This window comes from Shigella sp. FJ200513, assembly GCF_040495915.1.
Classification (GTDB): domain Bacteria; phylum Pseudomonadota; class Gammaproteobacteria; order Enterobacterales; family Enterobacteriaceae; genus ECMA0423.
Genome location: NZ_JBDYCV010000040.1, coordinates 1 through 15,943, shown reverse-complemented (window position 1 = coordinate 15,943; position 15,943 = coordinate 1). Strand labels below are relative to the sequence as shown.

At 52.6% G+C, this 15,943-nt stretch carries 14 protein-coding genes and 3 pseudogenes; 8 read left to right on the top strand and 9 right to left on the bottom strand.

Annotation, left to right across the window (positions count from 1 at the left end; translation table 11 throughout):
• The first annotated feature begins 1 nt into the window (after position 1).
• The 6 genes and pseudogenes from arnC (at position 2) to arnF (ending at position 6,208) form a co-directional block, all read left to right on the top strand.
• Positions 2 to 970 carry an undecaprenyl-phosphate 4-deoxy-4-formamido-L-arabinose transferase gene (arnC, locus tag ABZJ92_RS10870; RefSeq protein WP_000461651.1) on the top strand — a complete coding sequence of 323 codons (969 nt, stop codon included), beginning with the start codon at positions 2 to 4 and terminating at the stop codon, positions 968 to 970.
• Positions 970 to 2,951: pseudogene (arnA, locus tag ABZJ92_RS10865) on the top strand (bifunctional UDP-4-amino-4-deoxy-L-arabinose formyltransferase/UDP-glucuronic acid oxidase ArnA). Before arnC ends, arnA begins: the two are co-directional and overlap by 1 nt.
• The gene (gene arnD, locus ABZJ92_RS10860; RefSeq protein ID WP_000169701.1) at positions 2,948 to 3,838 is read left to right on the top strand and encodes a 4-deoxy-4-formamido-L-arabinose-phosphoundecaprenol deformylase; all 891 of its coding nucleotides are present in this window, start codon (positions 2,948 to 2,950) and stop codon (positions 3,836 to 3,838) included. Before arnA ends, arnD begins: the two are co-directional and overlap by 4 nt.
• Positions 3,838 to 5,490 (top strand): lipid IV(A) 4-amino-4-deoxy-L-arabinosyltransferase, encoded by a 1,653-nt coding sequence (gene arnT / locus ABZJ92_RS10855; RefSeq protein ID WP_000844002.1) that lies wholly within the window; start codon positions 3,838 to 3,840, stop codon positions 5,488 to 5,490. The genes arnD and arnT overlap by 1 nt, the downstream gene beginning before the upstream one ends.
• Positions 5,487 to 5,822 carry a 4-amino-4-deoxy-L-arabinose-phosphoundecaprenol flippase subunit ArnE gene (arnE, locus tag ABZJ92_RS10850; RefSeq protein ID WP_000638024.1) on the top strand — a complete coding sequence of 112 codons (336 nt, stop codon included), beginning with the start codon at positions 5,487 to 5,489 and terminating at the stop codon, positions 5,820 to 5,822. The genes arnT and arnE overlap by 4 nt, the downstream gene beginning before the upstream one ends.
• On the top strand, positions 5,822 to 6,208 hold the full coding sequence (gene arnF / locus ABZJ92_RS10845; protein ID WP_000335673.1) for a 4-amino-4-deoxy-L-arabinose-phosphoundecaprenol flippase subunit ArnF: 387 nt from the start codon (positions 5,822 to 5,824) through the stop codon (positions 6,206 to 6,208). Before arnE ends, arnF begins: the two co-directional genes overlap by 1 nt.
• On the opposite strand, the pseudogene pmrD reads toward arnF, so the two are convergent.
• The 9 genes and pseudogenes from pmrD to ABZJ92_RS10800 all read right to left on the bottom strand — a co-directional run bounded on the left by pmrD (position 6,202) and on the right by ABZJ92_RS10800 (position 14,474).
• A pseudogene (gene pmrD / locus ABZJ92_RS10840) lies at positions 6,202 to 6,469 on the bottom strand (signal transduction protein PmrD). The gene arnF and the pseudogene pmrD overlap by 7 nt on opposite strands.
• Before the next feature lie 109 nt (positions 6,470 to 6,578).
• Positions 6,579 to 7,934, bottom strand: coding sequence for an o-succinylbenzoate--CoA ligase (menE, locus tag ABZJ92_RS10835; RefSeq protein WP_000577601.1), 1,356 nt, complete (start codon positions 7,932 to 7,934; stop codon positions 6,579 to 6,581).
• A complete protein-coding gene (gene menC, locus ABZJ92_RS10830) occupies positions 7,931 to 8,893 on the bottom strand; it encodes an o-succinylbenzoate synthase (RefSeq protein WP_001255584.1) in 963 nt (320 codons plus the stop codon). The genes menE and menC overlap by 4 nt, the downstream gene beginning before the upstream one ends.
• Positions 8,893 to 9,750 carry a 1,4-dihydroxy-2-naphthoyl-CoA synthase gene (gene menB, locus ABZJ92_RS10825; protein WP_000640007.1) on the bottom strand — a complete coding sequence of 286 codons (858 nt, stop codon included), beginning with the start codon at positions 9,748 to 9,750 and terminating at the stop codon, positions 8,893 to 8,895. Before menB ends, menC begins: the two co-directional genes overlap by 1 nt.
• Before the next feature lie 14 nt (positions 9,751 to 9,764).
• Positions 9,765 to 10,523, bottom strand: coding sequence for a 2-succinyl-6-hydroxy-2,4-cyclohexadiene-1-carboxylate synthase (gene menH / locus ABZJ92_RS10820; RefSeq protein ID WP_000600480.1), 759 nt, complete (start codon positions 10,521 to 10,523; stop codon positions 9,765 to 9,767).
• Entirely contained in the window at positions 10,520 to 12,190 is a 1,671-nt protein-coding gene (gene menD / locus ABZJ92_RS10815; RefSeq protein WP_005046935.1) for a 2-succinyl-5-enolpyruvyl-6-hydroxy-3-cyclohexene-1-carboxylic-acid synthase, read from the bottom strand. The genes menH and menD overlap by 4 nt, the downstream gene beginning before the upstream one ends.
• Positions 12,191 to 12,278: 88 nt before the next feature.
• Complete coding sequence (menF, locus tag ABZJ92_RS10810; protein WP_001191396.1) at positions 12,279 to 13,574, bottom strand: isochorismate synthase MenF; 1,296 nt, start codon at positions 13,572 to 13,574, stop codon at positions 12,279 to 12,281.
• A gap of 78 nt (positions 13,575 to 13,652) precedes the next feature.
• On the bottom strand, positions 13,653 to 13,958 hold the full coding sequence (gene elaB, locus ABZJ92_RS10805; RefSeq protein WP_000070619.1) for a stress response protein ElaB: 306 nt from the start codon (positions 13,956 to 13,958) through the stop codon (positions 13,653 to 13,655).
• A 54-nt stretch (positions 13,959 to 14,012) separates the two neighbouring features.
• Complete coding sequence (locus ABZJ92_RS10800; protein ID WP_000574091.1) at positions 14,013 to 14,474, bottom strand: GNAT family N-acetyltransferase; 462 nt, start codon at positions 14,472 to 14,474, stop codon at positions 14,013 to 14,015.
• A 64-nt stretch (positions 14,475 to 14,538) separates the two neighbouring features.
• On the opposite strand from ABZJ92_RS10800, the gene rbn reads away from it, so the two are divergent.
• The gene (gene rbn / locus ABZJ92_RS10795; RefSeq protein ID WP_001300687.1) at positions 14,539 to 15,456 is read left to right on the top strand and encodes a ribonuclease BN; all 918 of its coding nucleotides are present in this window, start codon (positions 14,539 to 14,541) and stop codon (positions 15,454 to 15,456) included.
• A 190-nt stretch (positions 15,457 to 15,646) separates the two neighbouring features.
• Positions 15,647 to 15,835: pseudogene (locus ABZJ92_RS10790) on the top strand (deubiquitinase); the annotation flags it as partial.
• Between the last annotated feature and the right edge of the window lie 108 nt (positions 15,836 to 15,943).

Here is a 15,943-nt window from a genome sequence, read left to right as displayed (position 1 = left end):
CATGTTTGAAATCCACCCTGTTAAGAAAGTCTCGGTGGTTATTCCCGTTTATAACGAGCAGGAAAGCTTACCGGAATTAATCAGGCGCACCACCACAGCCTGTGAATCGTTGGGGAAAGAGTATGAGATCCTGCTGATTGATGACGGCAGTAGCGATAATTCCGCGCATATGCTGGTCGAAGCCTCACAAGCGGAGAACAGCCATATTGTGTCTATTTTGATTAACCGCAATTACGGGCAACATTCAGCGATTATGGCGGGATTCAGTCACGTTACTGGCGACTTAATTATTACCCTTGATGCCGATCTCCAGAATCCGCCAGAAGAAATCCCCCGCCTGGTGGCAAAAGCCGATGAAGGTTACGACGTGGTAGGGACTGTACGCCAGAACCGCCAGGACAGCTGGTTTCGTAAAACAGCTTCGAAGATGATTAACCGGCTTATTCAGCGCACCACTGGCAAAGCGATGGGTGACTACGGTTGTATGCTGCGCGCCTATCGCCGTCATATTGTCGATGCGATGTTGCACTGCCATGAACGCAGCACCTTTATCCCGATTCTGGCGAATATCTTCGCCCGCCGTGCAATTGAAATTCCAGTACATCATGCCGAGCGTGAGTTTGGTGAATCCAAATACAGTTTTATGCGCCTGATTAATTTGATGTACGACCTGGTGACCTGCCTTACCACAACGCCGCTACGTATGCTGAGTCTGCTCGGCAGCATTATTGCGATTGGAGGTTTTAGCATTGCGGTGCTGCTGGTGATTTTACGCCTGACCTTCGGACCACAATGGGCGGCAGAAGGCGTCTTTATGCTATTTGCCGTGCTGTTTACTTTTATTGGCGCTCAGTTTATCGGCATGGGATTACTCGGTGAATATATCGGCAGGATCTACACCGATGTCCGCGCCCGCCCCCGCTATTTTGTTCAGCAAGTTATCCGTCCATCCAGCAAGGAAAATGAATAATGAAAACCGTCGTTTTTGCCTACCACGATATGGGATGCCTCGGTATTGAAGCTCTGCTGGCTGCCGGTTACGAAATTAGCGCCATTTTTACCCATACCGATAATCCCGGTGAAAAAGCCTTTTATGGTTCGGTGGCTCATCTGGCGGCGGAAAGAGACATTCCGGTTTATGCGCCGGATAACGTTAATCATCCGCTGTGGGTGGAACGCATTGCCCAACTGTCACCAGAGGTGATTTTCTCTTTTTATTATCGCCATCTTATTTGCGACGAGATTTTTCAGCTCGCTCCCGCAGGTGCATTTAATCTGCACGGTTCGCTGTTACCAAAATATCGTGGTCGCGCGCCGCTGAACTGGGTGCTGGTGAACGGTGAAACGGAAACGGGCGTTACATTGCACCGAATGGTAAACGTGCCGATGCTGGGGCCATTGTGGCGCAACTGCGCGTTGCCATTGCGCCAGACGATATCGCTATTACGCTGCATCATAAATTGTGCCATGCCGCGCGCCAGCTACTGGAACAGACATTACCCGCCATTAAACACGGTAATATTCTGGAAATCGCCCAGCGCGAAAACGAAGCCACCTGTTTTGGTCGCAGAACGCCGGATGACAGTTTCCTTGAATGGCATAAACCGGCATCCGTACTGCACAACATGGTACGTGCCGTTGCCGATCCGTGGCCGGGTGCCTTCAGCTATGTTGGCAATCAGAAATTCACCGTCTGGTCGTCGCGTGTTCATCCTCATGCCAGCAAAGCACAGCCGGGGAGCGTGATTTCTGTTGCGCCACTGCTGATTGCCTGTGGCGATGGCGCGCTGGAAATCGTCACCGGACAGGCGGGCGACGGCATTACTATGCAGGGCTCGCAATTAGCGCAGATGCTGGGCCTGGTGCAAGGTTCACGCTTGAATAGCCAGCCTGCCTGCACCGCCCGACGCCGTACCCGGGTACTCATCCTCGGGGTGAATGGCTTTATTGGCAACCATCTGACAGAACGCCTGCTGCGCGAAGATCATTATGAAGTTTACGGTCTGGATATTGGCAGCGATGCGATAAGCCGTTTTCTGAATCATCCACATTTTCACTTTGTCGAAGGCGATATCAGTATTCATTCCGAATGGATTGAGTATCACGTCAAAAAATGTGATGTCGTCTTGCCGCTGGTGGCGATAGCCACGCCGATTGAATATACCCGCAACCCGCTGCGCGTATTTGAACTCGATTTTGAAGAGAATCTGCGCATTATCCGCTACTGCGTTAAGTACCGTAAGCGAATCATCTTCCCGTCAACTTCAGAAGTTTATGGGATGTGTAGCGATAAATACTTCGATGAGGACCATTCTAATTTAATCGTCGGCCCGGTGAATAAACCACGCTGGATTTATTCGGTGTCAAAACAATTACTTGATCGGGTGATCTGGGCCTATGGCGAAAAAGAGGGTTTACAGTTCACCCTCTTCCTCCCGTTTAACTGGATGGGACCACGACTGGATAACCTTAATGCAGCGCGAATTGGCAGCTCCCGCGCTATTACGCAACTCATTCTCAATCTGGTAGAAGGTTCACCAATTAAGCTAATTGATGGCGGAAAACAAAAACGCTGCTTTACTGATATCCGGGACGGTATCGAGGCGTTGTACCACATTATCGAAAATGCGGGAAATCGCTGCGACGGCGAAATTATCAACATTGGCAATCCTGAGAACGAAGCGAGCATTGAGGAACTGGGCGAGATGCTGCTGGCGAGCTTCGAAAAACATCCGCTGCGCCATCATTTCCCACCGTTTGCGGGCTTTCGCGTTGTCGAAAGTAGCTGCTACTACGGCAAAGGATATCAGGACGTAGAGCATCGTAAACCGAGCATCCGCAATGCCCACCGCTGCCTGGACTGGGAGCCGAAAATTGATATGCAGGAAACCATCGACGAAACGCTGGATTTCTTCCTGCGCACCGTTGATCTTACGGATAAACCATCATGACCAAAGTAGGCTTACGCATTGATGTCGATGCCTTTCGTGGCACCCGTGAAGGCGTGCCGCGTCTGCTGGAAATCTTGAGTAAGCATAATATTCAGGCCAGCATTTTTTTCAGCGTCGGCCCGGACAATATGGGCCGCCATCTCTGGCGACTGGTGAAGCCACAGTTTTTGTGGAAGATGCTGCGCTCAAACGCGGCATCGCTTTATGGCTGGGATATTTTACTGGCAGGTACGGCCTGGCCAGGTAAAGAGATTGGTCATGCCAATGCCGATATCATTCGTGAAGCGGCTAAACATCACGAAGTCGGTCTGCACGCCTGGGATCACCATGCCTGGCAAGCCCGTAGCGGTAACTGGGATCGGCAAACAATGATCGACGATATTGCACGCGGTCTTCGCACTCTGGAAGAGATTATCGGTCAACCGGTAACCTGTTCTGCCGCTGCGGGCTGGCGTGCCGACCAGAAGGTGATCGAAGCAAAAGAAGCGTTCCATTTGCGCTACAACAGCGATTGTCGTGGGGCCATACCGTTCCGTCCACTGCTTGAATCAGGAAACCCTGGCACTGCGCAAATTCCGGTGACCTTACCCACCTGGGATGAAGTGATTGGTCGGGATGTGAAAGCAGAAGATTTTAACGGTTGGTTACTCAACCGCATCCTGCGAGATAAAGGCACGCCGGTTTATACCATTCATGCAGAAGTTGAAGGCTGCGCTTATCAGCATAATTTTGTGGATCTCCTCAAACGCGCAGCTCAGGAAGGCGTGACATTTTGCCCTTTAAGCGAACTGTTATCAGAGACGTTGCCGCTCGGACAAGTTGTTCGCGGAAATATTGCCGGACGTGAAGGCTGGCTGGGTTGCCAACAAATTGCGGGTAGTCGCTGATGAAATCGGTACGTTACCTTATCGGCATCTTCGCGTTTATTGCCTGCTATTACCTGTTACCGATCAGCACGCGTCTGCTCTGGCAACCCGATGAAACGCGTTATGCGGAAATCAGTCGAGAAATGCTGGCATCCGGCGACTGGATTGTGCCCCATCTGTTAGGGCTACGTTATTTCGAAAAACCCATTGCCGGATACTGGATTAACAGCATTGGGCAATGGCTATTTGGCGCGAATAACTTTGGTGTGCGGGCAGGCGTTATCTTTGCGACCCTGTTAACTGCCGCGCTGGTGACCTGGTTTACTCTGCGCTTATGGCGCGATAAACGTCTGGCTCTACTCGCCACAGTAATTTATCTCTCATTGTTTATTGTCTATGCCATCGGCACTTATGCCGTGCTCGATCCGTTTATTGCATTCTGGCTGGTGGCGGGAATGTGCAGCTTCTGGCTGGCAATGCAGGCACAGACGTGGAAAGGCAAAAGCGCAGGATTTTTACTGCTGGGAATCACCTGCGGCATGGGGGTGATGACCAAAGGTTTTCTCGCCCTTGCCGTGCCGGTATTAAGCGTGCTGCCATGGGTAGCGACGCAAAAACGCTGGAAAGATCTCTTTATTTACGGCTGGCTGGCGGTTATCAGTTGCGTACTGACGGTTCTCCCCTGGGGACTGGCGATAGCGCAGCGGGAGCCTGACTTCTGGCACTATTTTTTCTGGGTTGAGCATATTCAACGCTTTGCACTAGATGATGCCCAACATAGAGCTCCGTTCTGGTACTACGTGCCGGTCATCATTGCCGGTAGCCTGCCGTGGCTGGGATTACTCCCCGGTGCACTGTACACAGGCTGGAAAAACCGCAAGCATTCCGCAACCGTCTATTTGTTGAGCTGGACGATAATGCCGCTGCTGTTTTTCTCCGTCGCTAAAGGCAAATTGCCCACCTATATTCTTTCTTGCTTTGCACCTCTGGCAATGCTGTTGGCGCATTACGCGTTGCTGGCAGCAAAAAATAATCCTCTGGCGCTGCGGATTAATGGCTGGATTAACATCGCTTTTGGCGTCACTGGCATTATTGCCACATTTGTGATCTCCCCCTGGGGACCAATGAACACGCCGGTGTGGCAAACCTTCGAGAGCTATAAAGTCTTTTGTGCCTGGTCGATTTTTTCGCTATGGGCATTTTTCGGCTGGTACACCTTAACAAACGTCGAAAAGACCTGGTCTTTCGCCGCGCTTTGCCCGCTGGGGCTGGCGTTGCTGGTAGGATTTTCAATTCCTGACAGAGTCATGGAAGGAAAACATCCGCAATTTTTTGTCGAGATGACACAAGAATCACTTCAGCCAAGCCGCTATATTCTTACTGATAGCGTCGGTGTTGCCGCAGGTCTGGCATGGAGCCTGCAACGCGATGACATCATCATGTATCGCCAGACAGGTGAGTTGAAATACGGCCTTAATTATCCGGATGCGAAAGGGAGATTTGTCAGCGGTGATGAGTTCGCAAACTGGCTTAATCAACATCGTCAGGAGGGGATTATTACACTCGTGCTTTCGGTTGACCGCGATGAAGATATCAACAGTCTCGCCATTCCGCCCGCAGATGCCATCGTTCGTCAGGAGCGTCTGGTGCTGATTCAGTATCGTCCCAAATGATCTGGCTAACATTAGTCTTTGCCAGCTTGCTTAGCGTTGCCGGGCAGTTGTGTCAGAAACAGGCAACCTGCTTTGTGGCGATAAACAAACGGCGCAAACATATCGTGCTGTGGCTGGGACTGGCGCTGGCTTGTCTTGGTCTTGCCATGATGCTCTGGCTGCTGGTCTTGCAGAACGTACCGGTAGGCATTGCCTACCCGATGTTAAGTCTGAATTTTGTCTGGGTGACGCTGGCTGCAGTAAAACTGTGGCACGAACCGGTATCGCCGCGTCACTGGTGTGGGGTGGCGTTCATTATTGGTGGCATTGTGATCCTCGGGAGTACGGTGTAATGTGCCTGATATGGGGATTATTCAGCGTCATTATTGCCTCAGTTGCGCAATTAAGCCTGGGTTTTGCGGCAAGTCATCTGCCGCCGATGACGCACTTATGGGATTTTATCGCGGCTCTGTTAGCTTTTGGCCTGGATGCCCGGATACTGTTACTCGGGCTGCTGGGTTATCTGCTTTCCGTTTTTTGTTGGTATAAAACGCTACATAAACTTGCGCTAAGCAAAGCCTATGCCTTGCTCAGTATGAGTTATGTGCTGGTATGGATTGCTTCAATGGTACTTCCCGGCTGGGAAGGGACTTTTTCGCTGAAAGCACTACTGGGAGTAGCCTGTATTATGAGCGGGTTGATGCTGATTTTCCTGCCCACGACAAAACAACGTTACTGAGTTTTCCCTGCCGCTGTACACTGCCGTTCCCACTCATCGGGGCTATAACTGCTTGCCGAGAGGACTTTCACCGTATGCAGCTTTTCACGATTAATACAATAAAGCGCATTCTGCAAAGGCGAGAGTAAATCCCCCACTTTCACGGCGAAGTCACTCTTCACTTCGGCGATCATTTTTATCGCGCCGCCAGCATCGCAGAGCATAAGTACATGTCTGTTATCTTGTTTATTGCAGCACGATTTTTTGTGCCAGCCATTCCATTGCATTATCCTGTTTGCTAAGAGTTTTCACATCAATTTACAGATTAACAGATAAACTCTTTATCAACGGCAATGGAATGGCAGAAATGAGAAGTGAAACGGAGGGTTAATTATTGCTGACGTTGCACCCACTCTTTTAGCGCCTGACGTGAAATTTTAATACCGCCGTTTTTCAGCTCCGGCGGTAAAGTCAGCCAGCGCACCGGTTGTTGAAAACGAGCCAGCTTATCTTTCACCCATTCGCCAAGATCAACGGTTTGCTGGTCATACTCCACCACCGCTACCGGCCGATGACCAAACTCCTTGTCGGCAACGGAAACGATAAACACCTGCAAAACCGCAGGATGTGCAGCAATAACACGCTCGACTTCTTCCGGCTGAATACCCTCACCGCCACTGAAGAACAGATTGTCTAAACGTCCGACAATGGTCAGCTTGCCATTATGCATCTCACCGCGATCGCGCGTAGCGTACCAGCCTTCGTCATTAACCAGTGAAACCAGTTGCCCGTTACGCCAGTAACCTTCTGCCATACTGGCAGCCCGCAGCCACACTTCATTATTAACGATTTTCACTTCCCGACCCGGCAGCGGCAAACCAACGTCTGCCAGGCCGTCGGCTTCTTTCGCACATACCGTGGAGGCAAACTCGGTCAGACCATAGCCGCAAAAGCAACGAATCCCCTGCTCGCGCGCCTGTTCCGTCAACTCGACCGGGATAGCCGCGCCGCCAAGTAACACCGCTTTCAGGGAAACGGAACTGCGGTTAACCAGCAAACGCCAGAGTTGTGTTGGCACCAGTGAAGCGTGAGTACAGCCTGCCAGCATTTGCTCCAATGGCTGTTTATCACGCACCGTCATCCGCGCACCAGCGTATAACCAGCGCCACATAATTCCCTGACCGGAGACGTGAAACAGCGGTAAAGAGAGCAACCAGTCATCGTGATCGCCAAACGGAATCAGCGATAACACACCTTGCGCACTGGCAAGATGGGCCTGATAAGTATGGACAGCGGCTTTCGGCAAACCGGTAGAACCCGAGGTCAACGTCATTGAGCACAGACGCGTCGGCTGCCACGCAGCGGCATGTACGCCTTCAACCAGCTGAATGTGCAGCGACGTTAATGCCGGAAACGTGTTTTCCCCATCCGGCACCAGCGCAAATTGCAGCGTCAGATTGGGCAGCAATTCTTCAAGCAACGGTTGCGGCAGCTGAGGGTTCACGGGCAACACCCGCGCCCCGCATTGCAGTAACGCCAGCCAGGCGAGCAGCGTTTGCGGCGTATTCCACGCCCGCAACATCACGCCGCTGCCCTCAACCACCCCCTGCGCCGCAAAGCCCGTAGCTAACTCATCGACGCGAGCACAAAGCTCGCGCCAGTTGAGTTGCTCGTCATTAAGACGTAAGGCGATGGCTTCTCCCCGCACTTGCCGCCAGTGACGCCACGGCCAGTCAGAGAAGATCATAACAACTGCTCCTGTACATCAGCGTCCACTAACGGCAGTGGGCTCCCCGGCCAGCGACGAACCTGCTGCGCCTGCATCAGATCCAGCGTGTCCAGTCCCGGAATGGTGTCTGGCGTTAACCAGGCAGCAATCCGCGCCAGTTGCGTTAGACCTAAGCTCGACTCAATGGAAGAACTGATCACCGCCGTCAGCCCCAGCGCATGCGCCGCCTGTACCTGCTCGCGTACTTTTTCCAGACTGCCCGTGAGCGTGGGTTTGATAACTACCGCGCGCACGCCCTCTTCAGCCACAAAGGCAAAATCCGGCTCGCGCAGGCTTTCATCCCAGGCAATGGCAATGCCGGTTTCACGGGCAAACGCTCGCGAATCATCGCGGGTTTTGCACGGCTCTTCGAGAAACGCGATGCGGTGGCGATAATCCGGGTTAACATATTTGGCAAACTGCTGACCTTTCAGCGGTGTCCAGGCGCGATTTGCGTCAAGACGCAAATGCAGATCCGGAATTGCCTCCAGCAACAGATTCACCACCATGCCGTCGCGCACCGCTTCGTACAATCCCACTTTGACCTTCGCCACTTTCTCGCCCGGCATATCGGCAAGTTTGAGGATCAGATCGTCCGGATCGCCATTACACAGCGGTGCCGCACGGTAGTTGGCTGCTTGCGGCAACGTATCTGTCAGTTCTGCCAATGCACAGCTTACGCCAAAGGCCACGGAAGGCATCTGCGGTAGCTCGCAATCGCCTGCCAGCCAGTTATTTACCCAGGCAAGCAGCACGCTTTGCGCCTCTTCCCAGTTTTCCTGGCTGAAGCCCGGCAGTGGGGAGATCTCCCCCCACCCTTCGCGCTCGCCCTCACGCAGGCAAACGTACAGCCCGTCGCGGGTTTTTAACCGCCTGTCGCGCAGAACCACCCCCGCGTCCATGGGGATCTGCCAGCGGTATACCTGCGCGCTACGCATTACGGATTCCGTTTAAATTTGCTGAAATCAGGCTGACGTTTCTGGTTGAAAGCGTTGCGACCTTCCTGACCTTCTTCCGTCATGTAGAACAGCATGGTGGCGTTGCCCGCCAGCTCCTGCAGCCCCGCCTGCCCGTCACAGTCGGCGTTCAGCGCAGCTTTCAGGCAGCGCAGCGCCATCGGGCTGTTTTGCAGCATTTCGCGGCACCAACGGACGGTTTCTTTTTCCAGATCCGCCAGCGGTACCACGGTGTTGACAAGGCCCATATCCAGCGCCTGTTTTGCGTCGTACTGACGGCACAGGAACCAGATTTCTCGCGCTTTTTTCTGCCCGACGATACGAGCCATGTAGGAAGCGCCCCAGCCGCCGTCGAAGGAACCGACTTTCGGGCCAGTCTGACCGAAGATGGCATTATCTGCTGCGATAGTCAGGTCGCACATCATGTGCAGAACGTGACCACCGCCGATGGAGTAGCCAGCCACCATCGCGACAACCGGTTTCGGACAGGTACGGATCTGACGCTGGAAGTCCAGCACGTTCAGGTGATGTACGCCGGAATCATCTTTATAGCCGCCGTAATCACCACGCACTTTCTGGTCACCACCGGAGCAGAACGCTTTATCGCCTGCGCCAGTCAGAATGATCACGCCGATATTGTCGTCATAACGCGCATCTGCCAGTGCCTGGATCATCTCTTTTACCGTCAGAGGACGGAAGGCATTGCGCACCTGCGGACGATTAATGGTGATTTTTGCGATACCGTCGGTGGATTTTTCATAACGAATGTCCTCGAAACCTTCGGAGCAGTCGTGCCATTCAACCGGTGCGTAAGGCATTGCTTCATCAGGATAAATCATATTGTGTCCTTTAGTCAGAAACGCAAGATCTGCGCCAGACTTGCGATTACGCCAGCGGGATTTTCCCGATGCGCGTTATGTCCGGCGCGAGGAATGACATGGCAGTCGGCAGCCAGTTCCGCCGCCAGGGCGCGGAATTTGCTGTCACGTTCACCACATAAATAATAAAACGCAAATGTGCGGGCGCTAAGGTTAGCACGTAAATCAGGCTGGACGGCGAGAGAAGTCGCCTCCAGCATGGCGGCAAGGGTTGCGCCATTATTGTTGCTGCGCAGCGCCACCAGCTCCCGGCGTTGATCGTCATTGAGCGAGGCAAAAACAGGCTGTTGATACCAGTCGGCAAATACCGCCGTTAACGGTTCTGTGCGAAAACGCTGCGCCCATTGGCGATCGGAACGCTGACGTTCCGCACGTTGTTCAGCATTTTGCAGCCCCGGATGCCCGCCTTCGACAATAACCCCACAAAGCCCCGCCAGCCCCTGGCAAGCCGCCATCATCGCCACCCGTCCGCCAAGCGAGTACCCCACCAGCCAGAAGTCAAGGATGTTGTAACTAACCAAGGTTTTACGCAGTAAGTCGGTGACATCATCAAATCCATCGACGCTAATCGCCGCCGAACCACCATGACCTAGGAGATCAACATACAACCGTGAGTAGTCGGCAAACGCCTCGCCCACTTCTTGCCATTCGTGGCAATCGCCGGAAAAACCGTGCAAAAACACCAGCCAGGGTAAACCTAGTTTTCCGTGTTTTGCCTGCGCGTGCAGGATCATAAATGGCTTACCTGCGCCAGAAGTTGCTGGAGCGTTTGCGCACCATCGGTGTCGTTAACCACCATTTCAATCACCGTGGTGGTTGGCGTGCGCCAGGCGTCGGCAAATGCCGTTTCAAGTTCCTGCCAGTTTTGCGGATGATGATATTTCAGCTCGAACATCGCGGCGGCGTGCTCAAAATGGACGTTTTGCGGCATCAGATAGAAACGCTCACGCTCGCTTTGCGGCGTTGGCAACAGCGAGAAAATTTGCCCGCCGTTGTTGTTCACCACAATTAATACCAGCGGCGCAGAAACCTGACGCAATAACGCCAGCGCGTTGAGATCGTAAAGCGCGGAGAGATCGCCCACAATCGCCAGCGTCGGTTTGCCGCTTGCCCGCTGAACGCCTGCGGCGGTCGAAAGCAGTCCGTCGATACCGCTGGCCCCTCGGTTGCTGTACACCGGGTAACCTGCCGGAAGTTGCGAAAGCGCATCAATCAGACGTACCACCAGGCTGTTACCAACAAACAATTGCCCCTGTTCAGGCAGATAGTCGCTGATGCGATGCGCCAGTTGCGCTTCGCCAAACGCATCACGGCGGGCAATAACCGCCTGCATTGCCTGTTCCGCCAGGCGCGGGATTTCAACGCACCAGGGCTGGCGTTTTTCTGCCGGATGCAGCTCCAGCCAGTCGGCAATATTGGCAATTAAGCGACGTCCGCGATGGTGTGCCGGATCAAGTCGCCCTTCAATGTCATCAACAATCCAGTACTCTTCTGGTTCACAGCTTGCCTGCCATTGCAGGAGCCGTTTCCCCGTCAGGCTACTTCCCAGTTGCACCACAATTTGCGCCTGCTGCAGCTCGCTGGTCGCTTTGGCATTGCCTAACCAAAGATCGGCACACGGCAGCGGCTGCCCGGTTTGTGACAGCACATCGCCAATCAGCGGCCAGCCAAGAGTTTGCGCCCACAGGGCAACTTTTTTGCCCTCTTCCGCACTCATGCGCCCGGCAACCACCACGCCGCGCTTTTGTCGCCAGAAGAACCAGTCGCGCTGTTTTTCACTTTCCAGACGAGGCGCTTCACGCAGCCACGGTTTGTCGTCCTGCCACCAGTCACCCAGACGCTGTTGCCAGCTAAGCCCGGTATCGTCCATTTCGCCATACAGCGGTTCAGCAAACGGGCAGTTGATATGGACTCCCCCCGCATGAAGCGTACCGAGAGCGTGGTCGATGGTAGAAACCAGCCAACGTGCGGGGATATCCTGGGTCGGGCGCGGCAATGAAATACTGTGCGTGGGGTGAGAGGCGAACATTCCCGGCTGGCGAATTGCCTGATTCGCGCCGCAGTCAATTAGCTCCGGCGGGCGATCGGCGGTTAAGAGAATCAGTTTTTCTCCGGTTAACCCGGCTTCAATCAGTGCCGGATAGAGATTTGCCACCGCCGTGCCGGAGGTCACAATCACCGCCACCGGCTGCTTGCTGACTTTCGCCAGCCCCAGCGCCAGATGCCCCAACCCACGCTCATCGAAATGGGTGTGGTGAATGAATGCGGAATTCTCCGCCGCCGCTAACGTTAACGGTGTAGAACGCGAGCCTGGGGCGATACAGATGTGTCTGACGCCGTGACGCGTTAATGCTTCCAGAATGACCGCCGCCCAGCGTCGGTTAAATGCGCTTACTGACATGAGTTTGTCCGGTATCAATATTGCGGCTAAGTATAAGGAGCTACAAAAATAGATTATTGATATGAATCGGTAATGATGCGACTCATTACTATTCCATTTGTAATAAAGTACGCAGCCCTGCCGCTTTGTTGTCGATTTCCTGCCACTCTTGCTCGGGGTCGGAACCACGGACAATGCCCGCGCCAGCATATAATCGCACGACATTGCCGCTAATTTTTGCTGAGCGCAGGGAAACGCAGAATTCGCTTTGTTGTAATGAGAGATAGCCCGCAGAACCGGCGTACCATTCTCGGGTGAACGGTTCGTGACGGGCGATAAACTGTCGCGCCAGATCGCGCGGTAAGCCAGCAACTGCTGCCGTTGGCAGCAACTGATGTAAACAGATCACATCATCCGCTTTGTTGAGTGAAGTCCAGATACAGCGGCGAAGATGCTGCACTTTACGCAGACGCAGTACCTGCGGCGGTAAAACATCCAGCGTCTGGGTATCGGCCTGTAATCGTTGGCAGATATCTTCCACCACCAGCATGTTCTCGCGCTGGTTTTTATCATCCGCCATCAGCCACTCTCCTAACTGCTGCGCCTGCTTATCATCAGGATGATTTGCTACTGTTCCCGCCAGCGCTTCAGTACGCAGCGCTTTGTCACGCCGCCGCCATAACCGTTCCGGTGAAGAGCCAAGAAAAGCATTTTCGCCATCAAAGGCCATGTAAAAATGGTAGCAATTCAGATTCAGTCGACGACTGGCAGCCATCATCGCCGCCGCGTTGACCGGACTTGCGAAATGCAGGTCAGTTGCCCGAGCGAGCACCACTTTGTCGAGCTCACCTTCGGCGATGGTTTTCGTTGCCAGTTCGATTAATTGCGTCCAGCCCGTTTTGTCCGGCCAGTGTTGTTCTCGCGTGGTGGTTAAATGTAACCCAGGCAAGGGCTTGATACTCACCAGTGTGGCGATAAATTCTTTTGCCTGAATCGCATCGTGCTGAAGGGAGCTTTCGCTGAATAGCGTCAGCCGCAGCGTGGCTTTACCGCCACAGCGTCGCCATTCCAGGCGGGGTAAAAGTAAATTGCCCTGCGACGGGTCAAAAGCATTCAGCCCCCAAATGCGTAAGTCAGCGTGTTCCGGGTGCTGGCGAAGAAAACGTTGTGCCTGGTCCAACGACGTAAAACGGGTAATCGCGCCCAGGACGGCAGCTTCTTCATCACCATTACGTTGTTGCCAGTAGAATTGCGGGTACGTTTGCTGACTGGCCAGCCAGCTCAAGGCATCAAAAGCGTCTTTGAGAGGGAAAGGAATATCGATAACCCGAATGCCGGGTGTCGCCGGAATCTCTTGCGACAAATGGCGCAGTAGATTTTCCAGCGCCGTAGTAAGTGATTGCACGCGGACCTCTCCCTGTTAAAAGCCTCACATTATACGGGGTACTACAAAAAAAATGCAGTACCCCGGTGTAGGGAGGTTTTAACGGCGTGCCAGCAACAGTCCTAGTACCAGCCCGACGGCCGCGCCCACACCAATTCCTTGCCAGGGTTTTTCGTGGACGTAGTCATCAGCACGATAAACAGCCTGCTTCGCCCGATAGTAATAACTGTCTGAAGCCTGGCTAACCCGTTTTTTCACATCATCCAGCGCTTTTTCTGCATGCGCTTTCAGCTCAACATATTTCTGATCGGCGGGATCGCCAGAGGAGCGGAGCACCTCTTCCAGTGTTTCACTAAGCAGCGTCAGGTCGTCATCGATACGTGTATCACCAAACTGATTAGACATTCTCGTTCTCCATTTGCGTAAAACCTGTCACTAACTATAGACAAGAGTTGTTGATTACGCCTGAATTACCTCGCGTGCCATCCCAATGTGTGGGATACCATCTTCTTCATAGACCTCCGTCACAGGGATAAAACCGAAACTCTGGTAGAAGTTTTGCAGATGCGCCTGCGCCCCGAGGTAAACAGGCTTATCAGGCCAGTGATGCGTACATGTTTCGAGTGTTTTACTCATCAGCTGCTGCCCCACTTTTTCACCACGCAACGCTTCACTGACAATCACCCGACCTATAACGACCGGCTCAAGATCATCATCACTTTTCAGAATCCTCGCATACGCCACCAGTTCATCATTTTTCCAACCGAGAATATGGCGATTATCCCCCGTCAAATCATCACCATCGATATCCTGATAAGGGCAATTCTGCTCGACAACAAACACCGCGCAACGCAGTTGTAATAAGGCATAAAGCTGGGAAACCGATAATTCAGAGTGATGCAGATCTTGCCATTCAATCATAATGCTCTCCTTTTAGATGTATGCCTTATACTAGCCGGAATATTTTTTGAAACGTGATGAACTCATGGAATTAATTTTTTTAGGTACTTCAGCCGGTGTGCCAACCCGCACGCGCAATGTCACGGCAATATTGCTTAACCTGCAACATCCGACCCAGAGCGGACTTTGGTTGTTTGACTGCGGTGAAGGCACCCAGCATCAGCTACTGCATACCGCCTTTAACCCTGGAAAACTGGACAAGATTTTTATCAGTCACCTTCATGGCGATCATCTTTTTGGTTTACCCGGCTTGCTGTGCAGTCGTTCTATGTCAGGCATTATCCAACCCTTAACGATTTATGGTCCGCAAGGTATCCGTGAATTTGTGGAAACCGCGCTGCGGATTAGCGGCTCATGGACCGATTATCCGCTGGAAATTGTCGAAATTGGCGCTGGCGAAATTCTCGATGATGGCCTGCGCAAAGTAACCGCTTATCCGCTGGAACACCCACTAGAATGTTATGGCTATCGTATTGAAGAACATGATAAACCGGGTGCATTAAATGCCCAGGCATTAAAAGCTGCTGGCGTGCCGCCTGGCCCACTGTTTCAGGAATTAAAAGCGGGCAAAACAATCACGCTGGAAGATGGAAGGCAGATTAACGGCGCAGATTACTTAGCTGCTCCAGTGCCAGGTAAAGCGCTCGCTATTTTCGGCGATACCGGCCCCTGCGATGCCGCACTTGACCTGGCTAAAGGTGTCGATGTCATGGTGCACGAAGCGACGCTGGATATAACCATGGAAGCCAAAGCCAATAGTCGCGGCCATAGCTCTACACGCCAGGCTGCGACACTAGCCCGTGAGGCTGGAGTCGGCAAGCTAATCATTACCCACGTCAGCTCGCGCTATGATGACAAAGGTTGTCAACACCTGTTACGTGAATGCAGGTCAATTTTCCCGGCGACTGAACTGGCGAATGATTTCACCGTGTTTAACGTTTAACTCTGCTTATTATTAAAAACAGGGTGAAACTTGCCCTGTTATAGCAACCCGCGCTACATATATCCACCCACACAGGCATATTGAGCGATTTTTGATATTTATTCATCTCCTTACGCACTATATTCAGAGCAATAAGTTGCCTCTTTTCATCTTGATTCAGCACAACCTTTGCAACTAAAAGGAGCCCATGATGGTTACAGTTGTCAGCAATTATTGTCAATTATCTCAAACCCAACTCAGTCAGACATTTGCAGAAAAATTTACTGTGACCGAGGAATTACTGCAGTCTTTAAAAAAAACAGCGTTATCCGGAGATGAAGAAAGTATTGAGTTACTGCATAATATTGCGTTAGGTTATGATGAATTTGGAAAAAAAGCTGGGTAATGCTGCCAACTTACTGATTTAGTGCATGATGGTGATTTTAAGGTGCTTGCGTGGCTTCCATTTCCATCAGATGTCCTTCCTGCTCCGCTACTGAAGGCGTGG